This is a genomic window from Methylobacterium sp. CB376, from assembly GCF_029714205.1.
Lineage (GTDB): Bacteria > Pseudomonadota > Alphaproteobacteria > Rhizobiales > Beijerinckiaceae > Methylobacterium.
The window spans coordinates 5,242,778-5,265,078 of record NZ_CP121648.1; the positions used below are offsets into that span (position 1 = coordinate 5,242,778).

Sequence of the window (22,301 nt, forward strand, 5' to 3'; positions counted from 1 at the left end):
GACGGATTCTTGCCTCGGCGGCTTCCTGCGGCCAGGGCAGCGCGGGAGGGGACGGGAGCGCGGATGGACCTCAACACGATCACCGCTCATCTGACGCCGCGCGGGCGGGAGGATCTGGCCGCGTGGCGGCCGGGCGACGCGTGGCTCGCGGGCGGGACCTGGCTGTTCTCCGAGCCGCAGCCTGGCGTGACGCGGCTCATCGACCTCGCGCGGCTCGGCTGGCCGCCCCTCGAAATCGACGCGGAGGGCATGCGGATCGGCGCGACCTGCACCATCGCGCGCCTCGACCGCGCGGAATGCCCCGCCGCCTGGATCGCGGCGCCGCTGATCGGCCAATGCTGCCGGGCGCTGCTCGGCTCCTTCAAGATCTGGACCATGGCCACGGTCGGCGGCAACCTCTGCATGGCCCTGCCGGCCGGCCCGATGATCGCGCTCACCGCCGCCCTCGACGGCACCTGCCTGATCTGGCAGCGCGACGGCGGCGAGCGGCGGCTGCCCGTGACCGAGTTCGTGCGCGGCCCGCAGGAGACCGCCCTGCAGCCCGGCGAGGTGCTGCGCCGGATCGACCTGCCGGCCGAGGCGCTGCGGCGGCGCGCCGCCTTCCGGCGGATCTCGCTCAGCCCGAACGGGCGCTCGGGCGCGCTGCTGATCGGCACGCGGGACGCGGCGGGCGCCCTGGCCCTGACCGTCACGGCCTCGACCCGCCGCCCGGTGCGGATCGCCTTCCCGGCCCTGCCCGCTGCCGGCGCGCTGGCCGCGGCGCTCGCCGACGCGATCCCGCCGGGCCTCACCCACGACGACGTCCACGGCGCGCCGGAATGGCGCCGGCAGGTCACCCTCCTCCTCGCCGAGGAGATCCGGCAGGAGCTCGACGGAGACGCGTGCGGATGATGCTGACGGTCAACGGCCTCTCCCAGGAGGCGGCGCCGCGCCCCGGCCAGTGCCTGCGCACCCTGCTGCGCGACCTCGGCTGGTTCGGCGTGAAGAAGGGCTGCGACGCCGGCGATTGCGGCGCCTGCACGGTCCATCTCGACGGGGAGCCGGTGCATAGCTGCCTCGTCCCGGCCCTGCGGGCGGAGGGGCGCGCCGTCACGACGATCGAGGGCCTGTCCGGCCCCTGCGGGCCCGATGCGGCGGTGCCCGACCGGCTGCACCCGGTCCAGGAGGCCTTCCTGGCCGCGCAGGGCTTCCAGTGCGGCTTCTGCACGCCTGGCATGGTGATGACCGCCGCCGCCCTCGACCAGGGCCAGCGGCGCGACCTCGGCGCCGCCCTCAAGGGCAATCTCTGCCGCTGCACCGGCTACCGGGCGATCGCGGACGCGATCGCCGGGATCGCCGACGCGATCGCCGGCAGCGCGGACGCGAGTGCGGGCAGCGTCGCGGCCGAGGGCGACGGGGCGGGGGGTGATCCCTGCGGCCGCAGCCTGCCCGCCCCGGCCGGGCCGGCGGTGGTGAGCGGGCGGGCGCGCTACACGTTCGACCTCGCGGTCGAGGGGTTGCTCCACCTCAAGGTGCTGCGCTCGCCCCACGCCCACGCGGAGATCCTGCAGGTCGACCGCGCCGCCGCCCTCGCGGTGCCGGGGGTGGTGGCGGTATTCACCCACGAGGACGTGCCGGCATCCCGCTACTCGACCGGGCGCCACGAGGATCCGCGCGACGACGCGCCCGACACCCTGATGCTCGACCGGATCGTGCGCTTCGTCGGGCAGCGGGTCGCCGCGGTGGTGGCGGAGAGCGAGGCGGCGGCCGAGGCGGGCGTGGCCGCCCTCGTCGTGACCTACGCGCCGCGCCCGGCCCTGCTCGATGCCGAGCGGGCCCTCGATCCGGACGCGCCGCGCGTCCACGATCCGGGGCCGCCCGGCGCCGACGCCCCGCCGCTCCACCCTCATCCGAACATCGCGGCCGAGGTGCACGGACAGGTCGGCGACGTCGAGGCCGGCTTCGCCGAGGCCGACCTGGTGATCGAGGGCACGTACCGCTCGCAGCGCATCCAGCACGCCCACCTGGAGACGCACGGGGCGCTGGGCTGGCGCGACGAGGCGGGCCGCCTCGTCCTTCGCACCAGCAGCCAGGTGCCCTTCCTGACCCGCGACGCCCTCGCGGCGCTGCTGGGCCTCGACCGGGCGCAGGTGCGGGTGCTGTGCGGGCGGGTCGGCGGCGGCTTCGGCGGCAAGCAGGAGATGCTGACCGAGGACTTGGTGGCCCTGGCGGTGCTGCGCCTCGGGCGGCCGGTGAAGTGGGAATTCACGCGCGGCGAGCAGTTCACCGGGGCGACGACCCGCCACCCGATGCGGGTCCGCGTCAAGCTCGGCGCGCGGCGCGACGGCACGCTCACCGCCATCGCCCTCGACGTGCTCGCCGAGACCGGCGCCTACGCCAACCACGCGGGCGGCGTGCTCCACCACGGCTGCAACGAGGTGATCGGCGTCTATCGCTGCCCGAACAAGCGGGTGGACGGCGTCTCGGTCTACACCCACACGGTGCCGGCGGGGGCCTTCCGGGGCTACGGCCTGAGCCAGACCATCTTCGCGGTCGAATCGGCGATGGACGACCTCGCGCGCGGCCTCGGCCTCGACCCCTACCTCCTGCGCCGCCGCAACGCGGTGCGGCCGGGCGATCCCCTGGTCTCGACCAGCCTGGAGCCCCACGACGTCGCCTACGGCTCCTACGGGCTCGACCAATGCCTCGACCGCGCCGAGGCGGCGATGCGGGAGCCCGGCGGCGAGGCCCCGCCCGGGCCCGGCTGGCGCGTCGGCGAGGGCATGGCGATGGCGATGATCGACACGATCCCGCCCCGCGGGCACCGCGCCGAGGCCCGCCTCTCGCTCACCGGGGCGGGCACCTACGCGCTCGCGGTCGGCACCGCCGAGTTCGGCAACGGCACCGCGACGGTGCACGGGCAGATCGCCGCCTCGGTGCTCGGGACGCGGCCGGGGCGGGTGCGCCTGCACGCCTCCGACACCGACGCGGTCGGCCACGACACCGGCGCCTACGGCAGCACCGGCACGGTGGTGGCCGGGCAGGCGACGTTGCGGGCGGCGGAGGACCTGGCGCGGGCGATCCGCGCCGCGGCGGCGGCCCGCACCGGCACGGACCCGGCGGCGTGCCGGCTCGCGGGCGAGGCGGTCGAGACCCCGGCCGGCCCGGTGCCGCTCGCGGATCTCGCGCCGCTCGACGCGGTCGGGCGCGCGGATGGCAGCCCGCGCTCCGTGGCCTTCAACGTGCAGGCTTTCCGGGTCGCCGTGCATCCGGGGACCGGCGAGGTGCGGATCCTGCGCAGCGTGCACGCGGCGGATGCGGGCCGGGTCATCAACCCGATGCAGTGCCGCGGCCAGATCGAGGGCGGCGTGGCGCAGGCGCTCGGCGCGGCGCTCTACGAGGAGGTGCGCCTCGACGGCGCGGGCCGCGTGGAGACCCAGAGCTTCCGCAGCTACCATATCCCGGCCTTCGCGGACGTGCCGCGCACCGAGGTCCTCTTCGCCGACACCTACGACCGGATCGGTCCGCTCGGCGCGAAATCGATGAGCGAGAGCCCGTTCAACCCGGTGGCGGCGGCGCTCGGCAACGCCATCCGCGACGCGACCGGTGCCCGGCTCACCGAGACTCCCTTCGCGCCGGACCGGATCTACCGGGCGGTCGCGGCGGCGCGCACCTGCGGGTCCTGACCCTGCTGCGCCGGCGCCTCAGGGTGAATGTGTCGTACGACATCCGGCGGATTGCGTCGCCATGCGGATGTCGGCTTCGCTCAAGCCCTGAAGGATGAAGGACGCATATCGGCAGAGCGCCGTGAACCTGCTGATCCTTCCAATTCCCTACAAGTGCCGCCGGTGAGGCGGGACCGTTGCGGCATCCGCATCGTTCCTCCTGCTGCGGGTGCCAGGAGCATCGTGCCGAAGCCGTGCAGCGCGCGCGTCGGCCCGCGCAGCCGCCTCAATTGGCCTTTGCGGTCGCCGCCGCGTCGGCCCGCTTGGCCGGCGCCCCCGACGCCTTGGCCTCGCCGCCCGCCCGCTTCTGGGCGGCGGCCTTGGGATTGGCCGGCTTGTGCGCCTCGGCAGGCTTGTGCGCGTCGCTCGTCTTGGCCGCCGGGTGGGCGTGCGGCGCCTTCCTGGGGGCCGGCGGCGTCGGCTCGGGCGCGGGCGGCGGCGGCAGCGCCGCCTGGGCGGTCGGCGGCGCCGCGGCGGTGCCGAACAGGTTGCCGAGGAGCTTGCGGTAGGCCGACGGGTCGTCCTCCGCGCTCGCCACGGTCACCGGGGCGGGCGCCGCCGCGCCGGCGGCCGGCGCGGCGGCGAGCGCCTGCGCGGCCTCCCGGCTCGGGATCGCGGGCGGCTCGGCGGCGGGCGCCGCGAAGGCGAGCGCGGTCGGCTTCGCGGAAGGCTTCGCACCGCCGAGCTTGCGGGCCGCCGCCCCGTTCGCGGCCTCGGCCCGGCCGTCATGCGCCTTGCCGTCCGGCGCCTTCGCGTCCGCCGCCTTGGCCTCGGCCATCAGGATCGGCCGGCCCTTGGCGTCGACCGGGATCTCCTCGGGTCCGGCCGCGATCGCCTCCGGCCGGCTCACCATGCCGAGATCGGGCCGCCGCGCCTGCTCGGCGAAGAGCTGCGTGCTCGGCGCCGTCTCGCGGAAGAACGGGTGCTGGCCGCCATCCCTGTAGACCACCCGCACGGACGGAGCGCCCTTGGCGATCAGCTCGGCGACCTGCTGCTCGTCCTTGCCGCGCTTCTCCGCCACCAGCGGGTCGACCTTCGGGGCGCAGGACCCCGCCGCCGCATCCTGGCCGCCGAACACGTAGCGGGTGCCGCAGACCCCGACCCGCGGCTCCTCGTGCAGGGCCTCGAAATAATCCGAGCCCTCCTTGAGGTTCTTCCAGAACGGCATGTTCGGGTCGTTGCGGTACTTGGCGAGGTTCTCCGCATTCATCCGAAACGGGTAGGACTGGAACTGGAAGGCCCGCTGCCCACCCGCGAAGGCCTCGCGGGCGATGGCGTAGATCTCGGCGATCGCCTCGTCGGTCATCGCGAAGCAGCCGGCCGAGGAGCAGGTCCCGTGCACCATCAGGTAGGTGCCGGTGCGGTTGTTCGCCCGGTCGAAGGCGTTCGGGAAGCCGGTGTCGAACGAGAGGTAGTAGGAGGAGTTCGGGTTCATCTGGCCCGGAGTGATCGGGTAGAACCCCTCGGGCGCCTGGCGGTCGCCCTGCCGGATCTTCGGGCCGAGCTGGCCGGACCAGCGGCAGATCGGGAAGGTCTTGAGGAGCGCGTAGCGGCCGTCGCTGCCGCGCTTCCACACCTCCATCTCGGATTCCTTCTTGAAGGCCCGGATGAGGATCGGATCGCCCGGCGACATGCCCTTCTGGGACATCAGCGCCACGGTCTTCTGCGGGATCGGCTGCAGGTGGCGGGTCGAGCCGCCGGAGTACATCCCGCCGTCCTGGCAGGCCCCGAGGGACAGGGCGAGCAGGAGACCGCTTGCCGCCAGCACCGCACGCTTCGCCATGGGGCTCCCCGTTCTCGCCAAATGCCCGAAGCACAATGCCGCTTCGGATCGACCTCGCCCAACCCCATAGCTTCGTTAAGCTTGACCGGACCTTACCGCAAGCAGCGGCGGCCCGCCTGTCCCTCGCTCAACGATGGCCGGGACGGTCGCGCCGCGCGGCGGCCCGGACGAGATCGCGCACCAGGGCATCGTCGCCGTCTTCGGCGAAACGAAGGCCGAGCGAGGCCGAGCGCGTGTGAATCCTGTGGAAGTCGAGATCCTCCATCCCCAGGTCGATCCGCTCCGCCCGGGGGCTCGCGGCCCCGGGCTCGACTTGCAGGACCAGGACGCGATTGCGCGACGGCGCGCGTGACAGCATGTCGCAGATGGCGATCGCGTCCTCGGGCGCCACCGGCCAGGCCGACAGAATGTAGTGCTGGTTGACCGCCTCCGGATCGGCGAGCGCCGCGCGCAGGCGGCGCACGCCGGCCTCCAGGAAGCGGTAATCCTCGGGCGAGGTCGCCGGATCGTGGTGGTTGAACACCACCGGCACGCCGCAGCAGGCGCGGTAGTAGCGGTGGCGGCAGCGGGTCAGCGCCGGGTCGGGCCGTTCCTCGGGCGGCACGGTCTCGTACTCGGCGGGGTCGAGGAGCCGGGCGAAATCGTTCGCGAGGCAGTCCCGGACCATCGCGGCCGAGGAGAAGATCCAGTCGAAGGGCCCCGACCAGCCGCGCAGGCCCGTCTCCTTCAGCACCTGCGCCATGTGGCAGTGGCTGCCCAGCGAGATGTGGTTGGTGCGGCCCGGCTCGCGGCTGTCGGCGTGGCGGCCGAGGCGGCCGAGCAGCCGGGCCGCGAGCCCGCCGGTCACAGCTTGCGCCCGATCTCGAGGAATTTCTGGGCGCGCTGGTCGCGCAGGGCCTCCGCGTCGAGGCCGTCGAGCCCGGCGAGACCCTCGGCGATGGCCTCCTCGGCGGCGCGGAACGCGGCCGCCGGGTCGCGGTGGGCCCCGCCGGTCGGCTCGGGCACGATGGCGTCGATCACGCCGAGGCGCAGCAGGTCCTGGGCGGTGATCTTCATCGCGGTGGCGGCGTCCTGCGCGCGCCCGGCGTCGCGCCACAGGATCGAGGCCGCCCCCTCGGGCGAGATCACGCTGTAGATCGCGTGTTCGAGCATCAGCACCCGGTTGGCGGTGGCGAGCGCGATGGCGCCCCCCGAGCCGCCCTCCCCGATCACCAGGGCGAGGTTCGGGGTGCCGAGGGCGAGGCAGGCCTCCGTCGAGCGGGCGATGGCCTCGGCCTGGCCGCGCTCCTCGGCGTCGATGCCCGGATAGGCCCCGGCCGTGTCGACGAAGGTGAGGACCGGCAGCCCGAAGCGCCCGGCGAGGTCCATGAGGCGGACCGCCTTGCGGTAGCCCTCGGGGCGGGCCATGCCGAAATTGTGGCGGATGCGCGCCTCGGTGCTGGCGCCCTTCTCCTGCCCGATCACGCAGACGGGCCGCCCGCGGAAGCGGCCGAAGCCGCCCACGATGGCCTCGTCCTCGCCGAAGCTGCGGTCGCCGGCCAGCGGCGTGAACTCGCTGATCAGCGCGTCGCAGTAATCGACGAAGTGCGGGCGCTGCGGATGGCGGGCGACCTGCGTCTTCTGCCAGGGCGTGAGGGCGGCGTAGAGCTCGGCGAGGGCCGCGGCGGCCTTGCTCTCGAGCCGCGCCACGTCCTCGGCGATCGCCACCGCGCCGTCGCGGGCGCCGAGGGCGCGCAACTCCTCCAGCTTGGCCTCGAGTTCGGCGACCGGCTTTTCGAAATCGAGGTAGGAGCGCATCGGATCCCGTGCTGATCGGTCCGTCGGGGGCGCGCGGCCGGCTCCTGACAGGGCCCGGCCCCGCATGCGGAGCGTCCGGCCGGCGAGGGCCGCGCGGCGGGCGGGCACCGCTTGGCGGACGGGCCCGGCCCTGTCAACCCGCGATCGGCGCGGCCCGCGCCGGCCGCGGGGCTGCGCCCGCCCGCCCATCCCTTGCTCTTCGTCACCGGAGCGTCATGCTGGCGCGCGAGATCGGACGGGATGCGGAGACGGGCCGGATGGCATCGCGCGAGGGCAACCGGGACGAGTGCCACGTGCTCGTCCTGCAGGGGGGCGGCGCGCTCGGCTCCTACCAGGCCGGCGTCGTCGAGGCGATGCAGGAGGGCGGGATCGCGCCCGAATGGGTCGCCGGCATCTCGATCGGGGCGATCAACGCCGCGATCGTCGCCGGCAACCCGCCGGAGCGCCGCGTGGCGCGGCTGCGCAGCTTCTGGGAGCAGGTCAGCTCCGGCTTCCAGGTGCAGCCGCTCTGGCCGGGCGAGCAGGCGCGCAGCCTGCTCAACGAGATCAGCGCGAATTTCGGCGCCACCTTCGGGATCGCGGGCTACTTTCAGCCCCGGCTGCCCCCGCCCTACCTGTTCCCGCCCGGCGCGCCCGAGGCGCTGAGCTACTACGACACCGCGGCGTTGCGCGAGACGCTGCTCCAGCTCGTCGATTTCGACCGGATCAACCGGCGCGAGACGCGCCTCAGCGTCGGGGCCGTCAACATCCGGACCGGCAACTTCACGTATTTCGACAACCTGCGCGACGAGATCGGCCCCGAGCACATCATGGCCTCGGGCGCCCTGCCGCCGGGTTTCCCGCCGGTCGAGATCGAGGGCGAGCATTACTGGGACGGCGGCCTGGTCTCGAACACGCCCCTGCAGCACGTCCTCGACGAGGAGCGCTGCCGGGACCTGATGATCTTCCAGGTCGACCTGTTCAGCGCCCGCGGGCCGATGCCCCGCACCCTCTCGGAGGCGGCCGAGCGCGAGAAGGACATCCGCTACTCCAGCCGCACGCGGATGAACACCAACGACCAGGTCGAGATCCGGCGGGCCAAGACCGCCTTCCGGCGCCTCGCCGAGAAGCTGCCGCCGGAGCTGCGCGAGGACCCGGACGCGGCCTTCCTCTCGGAGATCAGCCACGAGAACGCGGTGTCGATCCTGCAGCTGATCTACCGGCGAAAGACCTACGAGGGCAACGCCAAGGATTACGAGTTTTCGCGCCAGACCATGCTGGAGCATTGGTCGGCCGGCCGCAGCGACGTGCGCCGCTCGTTCCGCCACCGCGAGTGGCTCGCGCGCTGCCGGCCGGATGAGGCGGGCGTCGCGGTGTTCGACCTCACGCGGGACGCCCGCGACTGAGCCCCGCCCCGGCGGTCCCCTTCCCCATCGAGCCAGGAGGCTTGCATGACCCTCACCGCGAAGACCGCTGTCGTGACCGGATCGACGAGCGGAATCGGCCTCGCCATCGCGCGCGCCTTCGCCAAGGAAGGCGCCAACGTGGTGCTCAACGGCTTCGGGAAGCCGGAGGAGATCGAGCGCGAGCGCGCCGGCATCGAGTCCGAGTTCGGCGTGAAGGCGCTCTACTCGGGCGCCGACATGTCGAAGCCGGAGGAGATCGCCGGGATGATCGCCGAGGCGGAATCCGCCTTCGGGGCCGTCGACGTGCTGGTGAACAACGCCGGCATCCAGTTCGTCTCGCCGATCGAGGAGTTCCCGCTCGCCAAGTGGGATCAGATCATCGCGATCAACCTCTCCTCCGCGTTCCACGCGATGCGGGCCGCGATCCCCGGCATGAAGCGCAAGGGCTGGGGCCGGATCATCAACACGGCCTCGGCCCACTCGCTGGTGGCCTCGCCCTACAAGTCCGCCTACGTCTCGGCCAAGCACGGCATCGCCGGGCTCACCAAGACCGCGGCGCTCGAACTCGCGCCGCACAAGGTCACGGTGAACTGCATCTCGCCGGGCTACGTCTGGACGCCGCTCGTGGAGAGCCAGATCCCCGACACCATGAAGGCGCGGGGCCTGACCCGGGAGCAGGTGATCGACGACGTGCTGCTGGCGGCCCAGCCCACCAAGGAATTCGTGACCGTCGACCAGGTGGCGGCGCTCGCGGTCTTCCTGTGCTCGGATGCGGCGAGCCAGATCACCGGCGCCAACATCTCGGTCGACGGCGGCTGGACCGCCGCCTGACGGCGCCCGGCCGGCTCCGCGCCGGCCGGCCCTCAGCCGAGGGCGCGCTCGATCAGCCGCGCGGCGGCCAGCGCCCGGCCGTCGTCGCCGAAGCGGGCGATGACCTGCACGCCGAGCGGCAGGCCGTTCGCGTCGGTCTCGACCGGCACGGTCACGCAGGGCACCCCCATCAGCGTCCAGAGGCGGTTGAAGCGCGCGTCGCCCGTGGAGGCGAGGCCCTCCGGCGCCGGCCCCGGGGCCGCGAGGGTCAGGATCACGTCGACGCCGTCCTCCGCGAAGACGTCCTTGAGGCTGCGCCGGGCCCGGTGGGCCACGCGCCGGCCCGAATCGTAGGCCTCGGTGGGGATCTCGCGCGCCGCGTCGAGCTGGGCGCGCAGGAGCGGCGGCAGCGCGTCGCGGTGGGTGTTGTATTCCCAGGCGAGCGCCTGGGCGGCCTCGTAATCCTGGATCACCGGGTGGACCGCGAAGGCCTCGCCGAAGAGCGGCGGCAGGGCGAGGTCGCGCACCCGCGCGCCCGCCCGCTCCGCCGCCGCGGCGGCGCGGTCGAGGGCGGCGAGCGCCTCGCGGGCGGGCGGCGCGCAGAAATCCTGCCGCACCACGCCGATCCGGGGCTGGCCGGGATCCCCCGCCGGAAGGTCGATCGCCGGCCGCGCGGCGAGGAGCGCCAGGGCCCGGGCCGCGTCCGCCACCCGGGCCGCGAAGAGGCCGACCGTGTCGAGGGCCCAGGAATAGGTCTTCACCCCGACGGTGGGCAGCAGGCGGAAGGACGGCTTGACCCCGACCACCCCGCAGAAGGCGGCGGGGCGGATCACCGAGCCGCCGGTCTGGGTGCCGAGGGCGAGCGGCACCAGCCCGGCCGCGACCGCGGCGGCGGAGCCGGCCGAGGAGCCCCCCGGCGTGTGCGCGAGGTTGCGGGGATTGCGGGTCGGCGTCGGGTCGAGGAAGGCGAAGGCGGTCGTCGTCGTCTTGGCGAGGGGCACGGCGCCGAGGCGGCGCAGCCGCGCCACCACGGGCGCGTCCGCCCGCGGGCGCCAGCCCGCGTAGATCGCCGAGCCCATCTCGGTCGCGAGGTCGGCGGTGTCGATGATGTCCTTGACGCCGACCGCGATGCCGGCGAGCGGCCCCTCCGCGGGCACCGGGCCGGGAGGCAGGGTGCGCAGGATCGCGCCGACCTCGCGGTCGCCGGCAGCGATGGCCTCCCGGGCCTGGGTGATCGCCCCCTCGGCCGTGAGGCGGCCGTCGCCGATGCGGGCGCGCAGATCGAGAAGCGAGAGCATCCGAGCCTCCTGTGCCGTCACGGACCCGGCAGCGGGCCCTGCTCCCGCTTGGACGCACGCGCACTGGTGGTGTCAAGGACGTCCCGGTCGTGGGGCGCGAGAACCGCGCCGTCTCCCGCCCTCAATGCAGGGGCCGCCCTCAACGCACGCTTAAGTCAGGTCTGGTTTGGTGGGCCGGTCGATCGAGGGGGCGACGGATGGCGCGACACGACCAGCACGGCGCGGACCGCGCGGCAGCGGCGCTGCCCGACCGGATGGCGCGGCTGACGCGCCGGCCGGGCGCGCCCGAGATCCACTACGAATCGGCCGCCCCACCCTCCCGCGGCAGCAGGAAGGAGCCGGGGGAGCGCCCGGCCTCCTACATCCCCTGGCCGATCCGCCTGGTGCTGAAGCTCCTCGTCACGGCCGCCGTGATGCTCGGCGTAACCTACGGGCCGGGCTACCTCAACTGCCGCAGGCTGCGCGAGGAGGGCGGCTTCTTCTACGGCATGACGATGCCGGCCTGCACCCGACAGGCGACGCTCGACCGGATCTCGACGATGCAGCACCAGTTCGAGGACGTCGCCCGCGCCATCGGAGCGCATTGAGCCGCGCGGGCCGGGCTCGGGCCGGCATCCCGGGCCGGGCTTGAGCGAAGCCGACATCCGCCGGGGTCGGAGCGGATCAGCACCCCGGCACCGGGCAGGCCCGGCGGCAGGCCCTGACGGCGCGGGCCCGCTGCATCTTTCGGCAAGGAAGCGCCCTTAGCCTGGCACGACCGTCCGACCCGGCAGGGACACGATGATCATCCGCCTCGCCGCCGCGCTCGCGGCCCTGACCGCCGCGCTCGCGGCGCTGCCCCCCGCGCTGGCGGCCGAGGCCGGCTGCGGCGGGGACGCCTACTCCTCCGCCCAGGTGACGGCGGGCGGCCGGCCCGGACCGATCACCGCCGTGCCGGAGACCCTCTGCGCCGACCTCTCGGGCACGCGGCGCACGCCGCTGCGCCTCGACCTCTACGCCCCGGCCCCCGCGTCGGGCGCGGATGGCGCGACGGGCACGCCCGCCCCATATGGAGACGAGACGCGGCATTCCGGCCCGCGCCGCCGCGACGGGAGCCGCCCCCTGCCGCGTTGAAGGCCCGCCCGCCGATCCGGGCGACAGCCGCGAGGACTGACACCCGCCTTGATGACCCGCCGCTCCCTCCCCCCGCAGGCCCGTGCGCGCGGCGTCACGGCGGTGCTCGGCCCGACCAATACCGGCAAGACCCACCTCGCGATCGAGCGCATGCTCGCCCACCCGACCGGCATGATCGGGCTGCCCCTGCGGCTCCTCGCCCGGGAGGTCTACCACCGGGTCGTTGAGCGCGTCGGCCCCGAGCGCGTCGCCCTCGTCACCGGCGAGGAGAAGATCAAGCCGGACCGGCCGAGCTACTGGATCTGCACCGCCGAGGCGATGCCGCGCGACCGCGGCGTCGATTTCGTCGCCGTCGACGAGATCCAGCTCGGCGCCGACATGGATCGCGGCCACACCTTCACGGACCGGCTGCTGCACCAGCGCGGCCGCGAGGAGACCCTGCTGATCGGCTCCGGCACGATGGGGCCGCTGGTCCAGGCCCTGATCCCCGGCGTCCACGTCACCACGCGGCCGCGCCTGTCGCAGCTCGGCTTCGCGGGCGAGAAGCGCCTGTCGCGCCTGCCCCACCGCACCGCCATCGTGGCCTTCTCGGCCGAGGAGGTCTACGCCATCGCCGAGCTCCTGCGCCGCCAGCGCGGCGGGGCCGCGGTGGTGCTCGGCGCCCTCTCGCCGCGCACCCGCAACGCCCAGGTCGAGCTCTACCAATCGGGCGACGTCGACTACCTCGTGGCGACCGACGCGATCGGCATGGGGCTCAACCTCGACGTCGACCACGTCGCCTTCGCGTCGAACCGCAAGTTCGACGGCACCCGCTTCCGCGGCCTCAGCCCGGCCGAGATGGCGCAGATCGCCGGCCGCGCCGGGCGCCACCTGCGCGACGGGACCTTCGGCTCGACCGGCCGCTGCCCGCCCTTCGAGCCCGAGATGGTGGAGGCGCTGGAGAGCCACAGCTTCGAGCCGACGCGCGTCCTGCAATGGCGCAACCCCGACCTCGATTTCACGTCCGTGGCCACCCTGCAGGCCAGCCTCGCCGAGCACCCGGCCGAGCGCGGGCTCGTGCGCGCGCCGCGCGGGGACGACGAGGCGGCCCTCGACCTCCTCGCCCGCGAGGACGACATCCGCGACGTCGCGTCGGGCCGCGGCGGCGCGGTCGAGCGGCTCTGGGCGGTCTGCGGGGTGCCCGACTACCGCAAGACCCCGATCCAGACCCATGCCGACCTGATCGCCCAGCTCTACCGCTTCCTGATGCGGGGCATGGCCGGGCGGATCCCGGCCGATTGGTTCGCCAAGCACGTCGCCATGGTCGATCGGATCGACGGCGACATCGACACCCTCTCCCAGCGCATCGCCCAGGTGCGGACCTGGACCTTCGTCGCGAACCGCCCCGACTGGCTCCAGGACCCGGAGCATTGGCAGGGCGAGACGCGTCGGGTAGAGGACAGGCTGTCCGACGCGCTTCACGAGCGGCTGGCGAGTCGCTTCGTGGATCGGCGCACCAGCGTCCTGATGCGGCGCCTGAGAGAGAACACCATGTTGGAAGCTGAGATCACCGCGGGCGGCGACGTGACGGTCGAAGGCCAGCACGTCGGCCACCTGCACGGGTTCCAGTTCGTGCCGGACCCTGGCGCGGAGGGCCAGGAAGCCAAGACCCTCCGGAGCGTCGCCGAGAAGGCGCTTGCGGGCGAGATCGAGGCGCGGGCCGACCGCTTCGCCGCCGCCGCCGACGCGGCCCTGGTCCTGTCGAACGACGGCACCATCCGCTGGACCGGCGACCCGGTCGCCAAGCTCGTGCCCGGCGACAAGCTCTACGCGCCGGCCCTGCGCATCCTCGCGGACGAGCAGCTGACCGGCCCGGCCCGCGACAAGGTCGAGGGGCGCCTGCAGGCGTGGCTCAAGGCCCACATCGTGCGCCTGCTCGGACCGGCCCTCGAACTCGAGGCCGCCGAGGACCTCGCCGGGCTCGCCCGCGGCATCGGCTTCCAGGTCTCGGAGTCGCTCGGCGTGCTGGAGCGCGCCCGCGTCCTCAACGAGATGCGCAGCCTCGACCAGGAGGGCCGCGCCGCCCTGCGCAAGCGCGGGGTGCGCTTCGGCGCCTACCACATCTACATGCCGGCCCTGCTCAAGCCCGCGCCGCGCACGCTGGCCGCCCAGCTCTGGGCCCTGCAGAATGGCGGCCTCGATCAGGCCGGCCTCGACGAGATCGCCCATCTGGCGAGTTCGGGCCGCACCTCGATGCCGGTCAACCCGGAGATCGCCAAGGGCCTCTACCGGGCGGCGGGCTTCCGGGTCTGCGGCGGGCGCGCGGTGCGCGTCGACATCCTGGAGCGCCTCGCCGACCTGATCCGGCCGGCCATCGCCTACGTGCCCGGGACCACGCCCGGCGAGCCCCCACCCGGCGCCGCCGACCGGGACGGCTTCGTGCCGACCGTCGGCATGACCTCGCTGGTCGGCTGCTCGGGCGAGGACTTCGCCTCGATCCTGAAATCTCTCGGCTACGTCGTGGACCGGCGCGCCGGCCCAGCCATCACGGTACCGCTGCGCCCCGCCGCCGCCACCGCGCCGGTCCGGCCCGCTTCCGCGGCGCAATCCGCCGGGGCGGAGGAGCACGGACAGCCGGAGGCCGAAGCCGCGCAGGCCGAGTTGGGCCAGCCCGAGGCGGGTCAAGCCGAGACGAACCAAGCCGAGACCGCGCAGGCGGAATCCGCGGCGGCCGAGGACGCGGCACAGGCGGAATCGACCGAGGCGGGGCCTGCCGAGGCGGCGGGATCCGACGAGGCCGTGACGGCCGAAGCGGCGGCCGAGGCTGCCCCGGCCGAGCCGGCGGAGCAGGACAGCGCCCCGGCGGCCGAGGCCGAGGCCGCGGCAGCGGCGGAGTTCGGCGCGGAGGCGCAGCCCGAGGTTCCGGCCGACGCGGCGACGGAGCCGACCGAGGCGGCGGAGCCGGCGCACGGGGTCGAGGCGTCCGATGCGGGGCAGGAGGCTGCGCCGGACCAGGACGGCGAACCGGCGCAGGAGGCCGCGCCGGCCGTTCCCGCCGAGCCGATCCTGATCGAGGTGTGGCGCCTCCACCGGCACCCGCGGGGTCAGGCCAACCGGCACCAGGGGCGCGGCCGGCCGCAGAACGGCCCGCAGGCCCAGGGACGCTCCCACCAGGACGGACGCCCCCCGCGCCGCGACGAGAACCAGACCGGCGATCGCCCCCGCCCGCAGGGCCGGCCGGGGCCGCGCTGGGGCGAGCGCCCGGCGGACGGAGTCCGGGCGGACCAGGGCCGGGCGGAGCACGGCCGTCAGGAGGGTGCCCGCGCCGAGGGGCGGCCGCCCCGCGGCGCCCAGAACGGCCGCGGGCCGGACGAGCGCGGCGGCCGCCCGCCGCAGGAGCGGCGCGACGGCGGCTATCGCGGTCAGGGCGACAGCCGCCCGCCGCGCCGCGAGCGGGCCCCGGACCCGGATTCCCCCTTCGCCAAGCTCCTCGCCCTCAAGGCGCAGATGGAGGCGAGGGATTCCGAGAAGCGCTGACGCGGCGCCATGCGGGACGATCGCCAGCGCCTCGACAAGTGGCTGTGGTTCGCCCGCTTCGCGAAGACGCGCAGCCTCGCCGCCCGCCTGATCGCGGACGGCTACGTGCGGGTGAACGGGCAGCGCGCCGAGGCGGCCTCGAAGGCGGTCGCGGTGGGCGACGTCGTCACGGTGGCGGCCGCGCACGCCACCGTGGCGGTGCGCGTGGTGGCGCTCGGCGAGCGCCGCGGCCCCGCCCCGGAGGCCCGCCTCCTCTACGCGGACGTGGCGGGCGGCGTCGCGCCCGGGTGACGACCCCGCCGAAGGCGTCGGTTGCGGCGTTCGGGTGCTTGCCAGCGTCCCGGTCAGGGGCTAGAGCGCGGCGGAGAATGCCGGGCTTCGCAACGCCCCCTCACGCTCCTCAAGGACCGACAGGCTCATGACCTACGTCGTCACCGAGAATTGCATCAAGTGCAAGTACATGGACTGCGTGGAAGTGTGCCCGGTCGACTGCTTCTACGAGGGCGAGAACATGCTCGTCATTCACCCGGACGAGTGCATCGACTGCGGCGTCTGCGAGCCGGAATGCCCCGCCGAGGCGATCAAGCCCGATACCGAGCCGGGCCTGGAGCGCTGGCTGAAGCTCAACGCCGACTTCGCCAAGAACTGGCCCAACATCACGCAGAAGAAGACCGCCCCGAGCGACGCCAAGGAGTGGGACGGCGTCGCGGGCAAGTTCGACGCCCATTTCTCGAGCAATCCCGGGACCGGCGACTGAGCCGCGCCGCCGCGGCCGCGGCCGCGGTTCCGGGCTGATTGTATACGGTGCACGGGGCGCTGGCATGCGCGCCGTGCGCCTGAATTTTTTTGATTTTCGGGGCTCTCCGTGCTAGGGTCCACATCGCCGTCGCTTACGTCCGACGTGCGGCACTCGCCCGCCGAGCGGGACTATTTCTCGAAGGGGCCCCGCCGCATGAGGTTCAGCCGTGGAGGGTTTTTCCTGATCCGCGGCCTGATCGGACGTTCCTTAGCTATCGGTTGACAGGGACTGGCGGGCGCTTCCTCGGGCGTCCGACTGGCATTGTTTTCAGCCGGGCCCCCTGACCCGGACGAATGACCCGCCCGCGGCGAGTAGACCGTGGACGGCGATCTGGAGGCCACCCCCGCATGACGACCGCCAAGAAGACGACTGCTGCCCGCCAGGGCTTCAAGACCGGCGAAGCGATCGTGTATCCCGCTCACGGTGTAGGCCGCATCACGGCCATCGAGGAGCAGGAGATCGCCGGCTACAAGCTCGAGCTTTTCGTGGTGTCGTTCGAGAAGGACAAGATGGTGCTCCGGGTCCCGACCGCGAAGGCGAACGCGGTCGGCATGCGCAAGCTGGCCGAACCCGACCTGGTCAAGAAGGCGCTCGACGTGCTCACCGGCCGCGCCCGGGTGAAGCGCACGATGTGGTCGCGCCGCGCCCAGGAATACGAGGCGAAGATCAATTCCGGCGACCTCATCGCGGTCACCGAGGTGGTGCGCGACCTCTACCGCTCGGAGGCCCAGCCGGAGCAGTCCTATTCCGAGCGCCAGCTCTACGAGGCGGCGCTGGATCGGGTGGTGCGCGAGATTGCCGCGGTCAACAAAATCACGGATACGGAATCGCTCAAGCTGATCGAGCAGAGCCTCGCCAAGTCGCCCCGGCGCGCCAAGAACGCCGAAGCGGAGGCGGAAGGCGACGCCGAGGACATTCAGGACGAGGCCGAGGCGGCCTGATCGGGCCTTTTTCGCAGGATTCTTCGAGAGCCCGGCCGCGAGGCCGGGCTTTTTGTTGCCTTCGCGCCACACCTCCCCTGAGTTCCCGCGCCGGCCCGCCGCGGCGCGGAACCAACGCCGCGGATGGGCCGTTGTCGGAGGCCCGTCGGGACACCGATCGGATGCGCGCGGTCTCGCGCGATCCCGCCCGGGCAACGAGCGCGCGTGCTGGCGGAGGCGGGGATGGCGGAAATCGCAGGAATTCGTCGGCAGTTCGTCCGCATGGCGATGGACGCGCCCTTCCTCGAACGCGAGGAGGAGCGCGGGCTCGCGGTGCGGTGGAAGGACAAGCGCGACGAGCAGGCCCTGCACCGCCTGATCTCCGCCCATATGCGCCTCGTCATCGCGCTGGCGGGCCGCTTCCGCCATTACGGCCTGCCCATGGCCGACCTCGTCCAGGAGGGCCATGTCGGGCTGATGGAGGCGGCCGCCCGCTTCGAGCCGGAGCGGGACGTCCGCTTCTCCACCTACGCGACGTGGTGGATCCGGGCGTCGATCCAGGACTACATCCTGCGCAACTGGTCGATCGTGCGGGGCGGCACCTCCTCGGCGCAGAAGGCCCTGTTCTTCAACCTGCGGCGCCTGCGCGCCCGCCTGATGCAATCGACCGACGAGCGGGTCGGCGACGAGATCCACCGGCGCATCGCCACGGCGATCGGCGTCTCGCGGGAGGACGTGGCGCTGATGGATGCGCGCCTGTCGGGCCCCGACATGTCGCTCAACGCCCCGATCACCGACGAGGGCGACGCGTCGGCGGAGCGGGTGGATTTCCTGGTCGACACCTCGCCCCTGCCCGACGAGGCGGTCTCGGACGCGGTGGACGGCGAGCGGCGCCTCACCTGGCTCAGGCAGGCCCTCACCGTCCTGTCGGAGCGCGAGCTGCGCATCCTGCACGAGCGGCGGCTGGCCGAGGATCAGGCGACCCTGGAGGCCCTGGGCCACCGGCTCGGCATCTCGAAGGAGCGCGTGCGCCAGATCGAGAACCGCGCCCTGGAGAAGCTCCGGCGCGCGCTGGCCGAGCGCTTCCCGCAGCAGCCGGGCGGCGGCATGAGCGCGATCATCTGAGCCGCGCGGCTGTTGCGACAGCGGCCCGACGATCCCGCCACGAGACCCCGCGACCCGTCGTGATCCGAGCGGACGCCGCGCCGCTCCTCGCCGGGAGCCTCACGCCACCCCGCGCAGCACCTGCCAGCGCAGGCTCTCCTCGCCGGCCCAGGCGAGGCGGGCGCCGTCGGGCAGCAGGCGCGATCGCGCCCGCAGCCGCAGACCCTCGCGGCGAAGCGACCAATGCTCGTCCGCGGCCGCGAGCAGCACGGTCTGGGGCGCGGCGGCGATTCCCTCCCCGCTCGCCTTCACGAACGCCTCCTTGACGGTCCAGAGTTCGAGGGCCCGCGCCGGGCGCCGCGCCTCCGGCAGGGCCCGGTACTGGCTCAGCTCGGCCGGGTGCAGGAAGGACCGCGCCACCCCGTCCCAATCGACCGGACGGCTCGCCCCCTCCACGTCGATGCCGACGCGCCCGCCCCGGGCCAGAGCCACCGCGATCCAGCCCGCCCCGTGGCTGATGTTGAAGTCGAGATCCGGCGTGCCGGGAAGGGCCGGCCGCCCGGACGCGTCGCGGATCAGCACGATCCCGCCCGGCGGCCGGTCGAGGGCGGCGGCGAGGAGGTGGCGCAGGAGCCCGTGGGCCGCCTCGCGCTCGAAGCGGTCGCGCTCCTGCAGGAACCGCGCGATCCGCGCGGCCTCGTCCGGCGGCAGGGCCCGCTGCGCCGGGGACAGACCGGCCACGACCGCCTCCGCCCGCGCAACCACGGCGAGGGCCGCCCCGGGAGCGAGACGCGGCGCGAGCCCGGCGAGGGCCGCCGTCCCGTCCCGGTCGTCGCCGTTCTCCGCGGTCGTCATCGCGCCCCTCCCCGCCCGGCAGGGAGCTAGCAGGGCGGCGGCGCGCCGCAAAGCGGGGCCTCGCGCGTCGGGCGTGGCGCCTCAGGCGCAGCGCGCCGCGGGCGCCGCGTCCTCGAGGCCGGGCAGGCCCTCCGCGACGCCGAGGAGCGCGGACAATTCGCGCCCGGCCACCTCGATGAAGGCCCGGGCCTTCGCGGGCGTCAGGTGCGAGGTCGTCACCAGAAGCACCGGGACCGGCGGGCCGCTCCACTCGGGCAGGACGCGCCGGAACGCGGGCCCGTGGCCGTCGATCAGCGGCAGCAGGGCGAGGCCGTCGCCGGAGGCCGCGAAGCGCCGGGCGAGCGGCCCGCTGGTGCAGGAGACCGCCCCGCTCGCCGTGACCGTGACGACCTCGTCGTCGCGCCGCAGCTCCAGGGACTCGCCGCCCGGCGCCGCGGCGAGCAGCGCGTGCTGCGCGAGCTCGCCCGGGTGGCGCGGGGTCCCGACGCGGGCCAGGTAGGCGGGGGCCGCGAACAGGCCCGTCTCCAGGCTGCCGAGCCGGCGGGCGACCATCGAGGCCTCGCGCGGCGGCGCGGTCAGGATGGCGAGGTCGCAATCCTCCGCCGCCGCGTCCGTCCCCGCCGCGCGCAGCTCGACGTGGACGCGCACCTGCTCGTGGGTCCGCAGGAAGGCCCCGATCACCCCCGGCAGGTGGCGCATCACCCACTCCTCCGCCGGGACGCTGATCCGCAGCAGCCCGCTCGGGCCCCGCGCCTGCGCGATCATCTCGTCGAAGCTGTGCTGGGCCTCCTCGACCACGCGGATCGCGCGCTCGTAATAGGCCTCGCCGTGAGGCGTCAGCGCGAGCTTCCGGGTCGTGCGGTCCAGAAGCCGCAGCCCGATCGCGGCCTCGAACTGCGTGATTCGCCGCGAGAGCGACGATATCGGCACATTGAGCGCGACGGCCGCTTGGCTGAAGCTCTTGCGCTTGGCGACCTCCACGAACAGCGCGAGGTCGCGCAGGACTTGCGGGTGAGGCAAACGGACCTCCGGAAGGGGTGCGGGTGTTACGTCACTCCTCCGGAGATTGCCTCTCTAGGTGCTGAATTTCAACTCTAGATCAGGTCGATTCGTCGTCCGGGCGGCGTGGAAGCCGGCCCGGGCAGCGATTTTCCGCGATCGCGGGCCGCTCCGGCGGCGCGCCGGCCGGGGCCGGGACGCGCCCGGTTGACGGCTGGGCACGCGCCGGGCCACACCGCCGCGCCGGCCGAGGGGCCGGCGGAAGGCCGGAGATTCGCATGTCCCATCCCGTCTCCCCGCTCGCCCCCGCCGACGTGCCCGACCTGCCGCCGATCGCGGGCGTGCGCCTCGCCACCGCGCAGGCGGGTATCCGCTACAAGGGGCGCACGGACGTGCTCCTCGTGCTGCTCGATCCGGGCGCGCAGGTCGCGGGCGTCTTCACCCGCTCGAAATGCCCCTCGGCGGCGGTGGATTGGTGCCGCGCCCAGCTCGGCGGGGGCGAGGCGCGCGCCCTGGTCGTCAATTCCGGCAATGCCAACGCCTTCACGGGGCTGAAGGGCCGCCAGGCCGTCGCGCTCACGGCGGAGATCGCCGCCGCGGCCGCGGATTGCGCGCCCGAGCAGGTCTTCGTCGCCTCGACCGGGGTGATCGGCGAGCCCCTCGACGCCAGCAAGTTCGAGGGCGTGCTCACCGCCTGCGCCGGCCGCGCGAGCCCCGGTTCGGAGAACTGGGCCGAGGCCGCCCGGGCGATCATGACCACCGATACGTTCCCGAAGCTCGCGACCCGCCGCGTGCGGCTCGGCGACCGGGAGGTGACGATCAACGGCATGGCCAAGGGGGCCGGCATGATCGCTCCCGACATGGCGACGATGCTGTCCTTCGTGTTCACGGACGCGGCGGTCGCGGCGCCGGTGCTGCAGGAGCTCCTGCGCGCCGGGGCGGAGCGGAGCTTCAACTGCGTCACCGTCGACGGCGACACGTCCACCTCCGACACGCTGCTCCTCTTCGCCACCGGCCGGGCCGGCCACGCCCCGGTGACGACGGCGGAGGATCCGCGCCTGGCGGAATTCGCGGCCGCGCTCGACGACCTCCTGGTCGAACTCGCCCAGCTGGTGGCGCGCGACGGCGAGGGCGCCCGCAAGTTCGTGACCGTGCGGGTCGAGGGCGCCGCCGACGACGCCTCGGCGCGCCGGATCGCCTTCTCGATCGCCAACTCGCCCCTGGTGAAGACCGCGGTGGCCGGGGAGGACGCCAATTGGGGCCGCGTCGTGATGGCGGTCGGCAAGGCCGGCGAACCCGCCGAGCGCGACCGCCTCGCGATCTGGTTCGGGGACGTGCGCGTGGCGGTCGATGGGGCCCGCGACCCGGCCTACAGCGAGGAGGCGGCCAGCGCCGTGATGCGCCGCCAGGAGGTGACGATCCGGGTCGATCTCGGCCTCGGGGCCGGCGCGGCCCGGGTCTGGACCTGCGACCTGACCAAGGCCTACGTGGAGATCAACGGGGATTACCGCTCGTGAGGCGCGCCCTCGCCGCGGCGGCCCTCGCCCTCCTGCTCGCCGGGCCGGCCGCCGCCCAGGAGGCGGGCCGGATCCGCGTGATCGGCCGCGCGAGCACCGCGCTCCCGCCCGACGAGGTCACGGTCACGATCGCGGTGGAGCGCCGCGGCCCGAGCGCCGCCGCCGCCCTCGACCAGAACTCGGAGGCGGCGCGCCGGCTCATCGACCTCGCCAAGGAATTCGGCGCCGAGGTCTCGACCTCCGCGGTGACGCTGCAGCCGCTCACCCGTCCGGCCCGGGAGCCGGGCGGGACGGTCCGCGACGCCCCGGACGGCTACCTGGCGGTGAACGCGGTGCAGATCCGGCTCGCCGAGCCGGGCCGCCTCGGCGACCTGATGCGCCGCACCGTCGACGGCGGGGCCGACCGCATCAACGGGGTGAGCTTCGGGCTGCGCGACCCCGCCCGGGCCGAGGACGAGGCGCGGGCCGCCGCCGTCGCGGACGCGGTCAGGCAGGCGGAGACCCTGGCGCGGGCGGCCTCGCTGCGCCTCGGCCGGATCGAGGCGATCGTCTCCCCGCCCCGCAGCGACGCGCCGGTCCCGCTGGGCCGGGCCTTCGCCGCGAAGGCGAGGGGCCCGGCGGTGCCGATCGAGGCCGGAACCGTCGAGGTGAGCGCCGCGGTCGAGGTCACCTGGACCATCGCCCCCTGAGGGGCATCGCCC

At 74.2% G+C, this 22,301-nt stretch carries 19 protein-coding genes; 13 read left to right on the forward strand and 6 right to left on the reverse strand.

The window, feature by feature from the left end; translation table 11 throughout:
* Positions 1-63 precede the first annotated feature (63 nt).
* Entirely contained in the window at positions 64-891 is an 828-nt protein-coding gene (locus tag QA634_RS24085; protein ID WP_012334509.1) for an FAD binding domain-containing protein, read from the forward strand.
* Positions 888-3,665: a molybdopterin-dependent oxidoreductase gene (locus tag QA634_RS24090; protein ID WP_012334510.1), complete on the forward strand. Its 2,778-nt coding sequence runs from the start codon at positions 888-890 to the stop codon at positions 3,663-3,665. Before QA634_RS24085 ends, QA634_RS24090 begins: the two co-directional genes overlap by 4 nt.
* Before the next feature lie 265 nt (positions 3,666-3,930).
* On the opposite strand, the gene QA634_RS24095 is transcribed toward QA634_RS24090, so the two are convergent.
* From QA634_RS24095 to QA634_RS24105, 3 genes are all read right to left on the reverse strand, one after another.
* Positions 3,931-5,487, reverse strand: a complete 1,557-nt coding sequence (locus QA634_RS24095) for a L,D-transpeptidase family protein (RefSeq protein ID WP_012334511.1) — start codon at positions 5,485-5,487, stop codon at positions 3,931-3,933.
* Positions 5,488-5,614: 127 nt separating this feature from the next.
* Entirely contained in the window at positions 5,615-6,334 is a 720-nt protein-coding gene (locus tag QA634_RS24100; RefSeq protein ID WP_012334512.1) for a papain-like cysteine peptidase, read from the reverse strand.
* The gene (locus tag QA634_RS24105) at positions 6,331-7,284 is read right to left on the reverse strand and encodes an acetyl-CoA carboxylase carboxyltransferase subunit alpha (protein WP_012334513.1); all 954 of its coding nucleotides are present in this window, start codon (positions 7,282-7,284) and stop codon (positions 6,331-6,333) included. The genes QA634_RS24100 and QA634_RS24105 overlap by 4 nt, the downstream gene beginning before the upstream one ends.
* Before the next feature lie 257 nt (positions 7,285-7,541).
* On the opposite strand from QA634_RS24105, the gene QA634_RS24110 reads away from it, so the two are divergent.
* Positions 7,542-8,669: a patatin-like phospholipase family protein gene (locus QA634_RS24110; protein WP_210161163.1), complete on the forward strand. Its 1,128-nt coding sequence runs from the start codon at positions 7,542-7,544 to the stop codon at positions 8,667-8,669.
* 45 nt (positions 8,670-8,714) lie between these two features.
* A complete protein-coding gene (locus QA634_RS24115; RefSeq protein ID WP_012334515.1) occupies positions 8,715-9,500 on the forward strand; it encodes a 3-hydroxybutyrate dehydrogenase in 786 nt (261 codons plus the stop codon).
* Positions 9,501-9,532: 32 nt separating this feature from the next.
* Here the strand turns inward: QA634_RS24115 and QA634_RS24120 are convergent, their stop codons facing one another.
* Positions 9,533-10,777: an amidase gene (locus QA634_RS24120; protein ID WP_012334516.1), complete on the reverse strand. Its 1,245-nt coding sequence runs from the start codon at positions 10,775-10,777 to the stop codon at positions 9,533-9,535.
* Positions 10,778-10,974: 197 nt separating this feature from the next.
* Here QA634_RS24120 and QA634_RS24125 point away from each other — a divergent pair, with 197 nt between their 5' ends.
* The 7 genes from QA634_RS24125 (at position 10,975) to QA634_RS24155 (ending at position 18,250) form a co-directional block, all read left to right on the forward strand.
* Complete coding sequence (locus QA634_RS24125) at positions 10,975-11,364, forward strand: hypothetical protein (protein ID WP_012334517.1); 390 nt, start codon at positions 10,975-10,977, stop codon at positions 11,362-11,364.
* A gap of 193 nt (positions 11,365-11,557) precedes the next feature.
* Positions 11,558-11,890: a hypothetical protein gene (locus QA634_RS24130; protein ID WP_012334518.1), complete on the forward strand. Its 333-nt coding sequence runs from the start codon at positions 11,558-11,560 to the stop codon at positions 11,888-11,890.
* Positions 11,891-11,941: 51 nt separating this feature from the next.
* A complete protein-coding gene (locus tag QA634_RS24135) occupies positions 11,942-15,406 on the forward strand; it encodes a helicase-related protein (RefSeq protein ID WP_012334519.1) in 3,465 nt (1,154 codons plus the stop codon).
* A 9-nt stretch (positions 15,407-15,415) separates the two neighbouring features.
* Positions 15,416-15,697 (forward strand): RNA-binding S4 domain-containing protein, encoded by a 282-nt coding sequence (locus QA634_RS24140; protein ID WP_012334520.1) that lies wholly within the window; start codon positions 15,416-15,418, stop codon positions 15,695-15,697.
* Between the two features lie 127 nt (positions 15,698-15,824).
* A complete protein-coding gene (gene fdxA, locus QA634_RS24145; protein ID WP_012334521.1) occupies positions 15,825-16,163 on the forward strand; it encodes a ferredoxin FdxA in 339 nt (112 codons plus the stop codon).
* A 389-nt stretch (positions 16,164-16,552) separates the two neighbouring features.
* Positions 16,553-17,146, forward strand: a complete 594-nt coding sequence (locus QA634_RS24150) for a CarD family transcriptional regulator (RefSeq protein ID WP_012334522.1) — start codon at positions 16,553-16,555, stop codon at positions 17,144-17,146.
* 222 nt (positions 17,147-17,368) lie between these two features.
* The gene (locus tag QA634_RS24155) at positions 17,369-18,250 is read left to right on the forward strand and encodes an RNA polymerase factor sigma-32 (RefSeq protein ID WP_012334523.1); all 882 of its coding nucleotides are present in this window, start codon (positions 17,369-17,371) and stop codon (positions 18,248-18,250) included.
* A gap of 99 nt (positions 18,251-18,349) precedes the next feature.
* On the opposite strand, the gene QA634_RS24160 is transcribed toward QA634_RS24155, so the two are convergent.
* Both QA634_RS24160 and QA634_RS24165 read right to left on the reverse strand, forming a co-directional pair.
* The gene (locus QA634_RS24160; protein WP_012334524.1) at positions 18,350-19,084 is read right to left on the reverse strand and encodes a 4'-phosphopantetheinyl transferase family protein; all 735 of its coding nucleotides are present in this window, start codon (positions 19,082-19,084) and stop codon (positions 18,350-18,352) included.
* A gap of 81 nt (positions 19,085-19,165) precedes the next feature.
* On the reverse strand, positions 19,166-20,104 hold the full coding sequence (locus tag QA634_RS24165; RefSeq protein ID WP_012334525.1) for a LysR family transcriptional regulator: 939 nt from the start codon (positions 20,102-20,104) through the stop codon (positions 19,166-19,168).
* A 257-nt stretch (positions 20,105-20,361) separates the two neighbouring features.
* Between QA634_RS24165 and argJ the strand changes: the two genes are divergently transcribed.
* Together argJ and QA634_RS24175 are read left to right on the forward strand one after the other, a co-directional pair.
* Positions 20,362-21,600 carry a bifunctional glutamate N-acetyltransferase/amino-acid acetyltransferase ArgJ gene (argJ, locus tag QA634_RS24170; RefSeq protein ID WP_012334526.1) on the forward strand — a complete coding sequence of 413 codons (1,239 nt, stop codon included), beginning with the start codon at positions 20,362-20,364 and terminating at the stop codon, positions 21,598-21,600.
* Positions 21,597-22,289, forward strand: a complete 693-nt coding sequence (locus QA634_RS24175) for an SIMPL domain-containing protein (protein WP_012334527.1) — start codon at positions 21,597-21,599, stop codon at positions 22,287-22,289. The genes argJ and QA634_RS24175 overlap by 4 nt, the downstream gene beginning before the upstream one ends.
* Positions 22,290-22,301: the final 12 nt, after the last annotated feature.

Coding starts and splice junctions, on each gene's coding strand:
- QA634_RS24120 (WP_012334516.1), bottom strand. CDS start 10,777: ATGCTCTCGCTTCTCGATCTGCGCGCCCGCATCGGCGACGGCCGCCTC.
- QA634_RS24130 (WP_012334518.1), top strand. CDS start 11,558: ATGATCATCCGCCTCGCCGCCGCGCTCGCGGCCCTGACCGCCGCGCTC.
- QA634_RS24110 (WP_210161163.1), top strand. CDS start 7,542: ATGGCATCGCGCGAGGGCAACCGGGACGAGTGCCACGTGCTCGTCCTG.
- QA634_RS24105 (WP_012334513.1), bottom strand. CDS start 7,284: ATGCGCTCCTACCTCGATTTCGAAAAGCCGGTCGCCGAACTCGAGGCC.
- QA634_RS24160 (WP_012334524.1), bottom strand. CDS start 19,084: ATGACGACCGCGGAGAACGGCGACGACCGGGACGGGACGGCGGCCCTC.
- QA634_RS24140 (WP_012334520.1), top strand. CDS start 15,416: ATGCGGGACGATCGCCAGCGCCTCGACAAGTGGCTGTGGTTCGCCCGC.
- QA634_RS24085 (WP_012334509.1), top strand. CDS start 64: ATGGACCTCAACACGATCACCGCTCATCTGACGCCGCGCGGGCGGGAG.
- QA634_RS24090 (WP_012334510.1), top strand. CDS start 888: ATGATGCTGACGGTCAACGGCCTCTCCCAGGAGGCGGCGCCGCGCCCC.
- fdxA (WP_012334521.1), top strand. CDS start 15,825: ATGACCTACGTCGTCACCGAGAATTGCATCAAGTGCAAGTACATGGAC.
- argJ (WP_012334526.1), top strand. CDS start 20,362: ATGTCCCATCCCGTCTCCCCGCTCGCCCCCGCCGACGTGCCCGACCTG.
- QA634_RS24150 (WP_012334522.1), top strand. CDS start 16,553: ATGACGACCGCCAAGAAGACGACTGCTGCCCGCCAGGGCTTCAAGACC.
- QA634_RS24125 (WP_012334517.1), top strand. CDS start 10,975: ATGGCGCGACACGACCAGCACGGCGCGGACCGCGCGGCAGCGGCGCTG.
- QA634_RS24115 (WP_012334515.1), top strand. CDS start 8,715: ATGACCCTCACCGCGAAGACCGCTGTCGTGACCGGATCGACGAGCGGA.
- QA634_RS24135 (WP_012334519.1), top strand. CDS start 11,942: ATGACCCGCCGCTCCCTCCCCCCGCAGGCCCGTGCGCGCGGCGTCACG.
- QA634_RS24155 (WP_012334523.1), top strand. CDS start 17,369: ATGGCGGAAATCGCAGGAATTCGTCGGCAGTTCGTCCGCATGGCGATG.
- QA634_RS24095 (WP_012334511.1), bottom strand. CDS start 5,487: ATGGCGAAGCGTGCGGTGCTGGCGGCAAGCGGTCTCCTGCTCGCCCTG.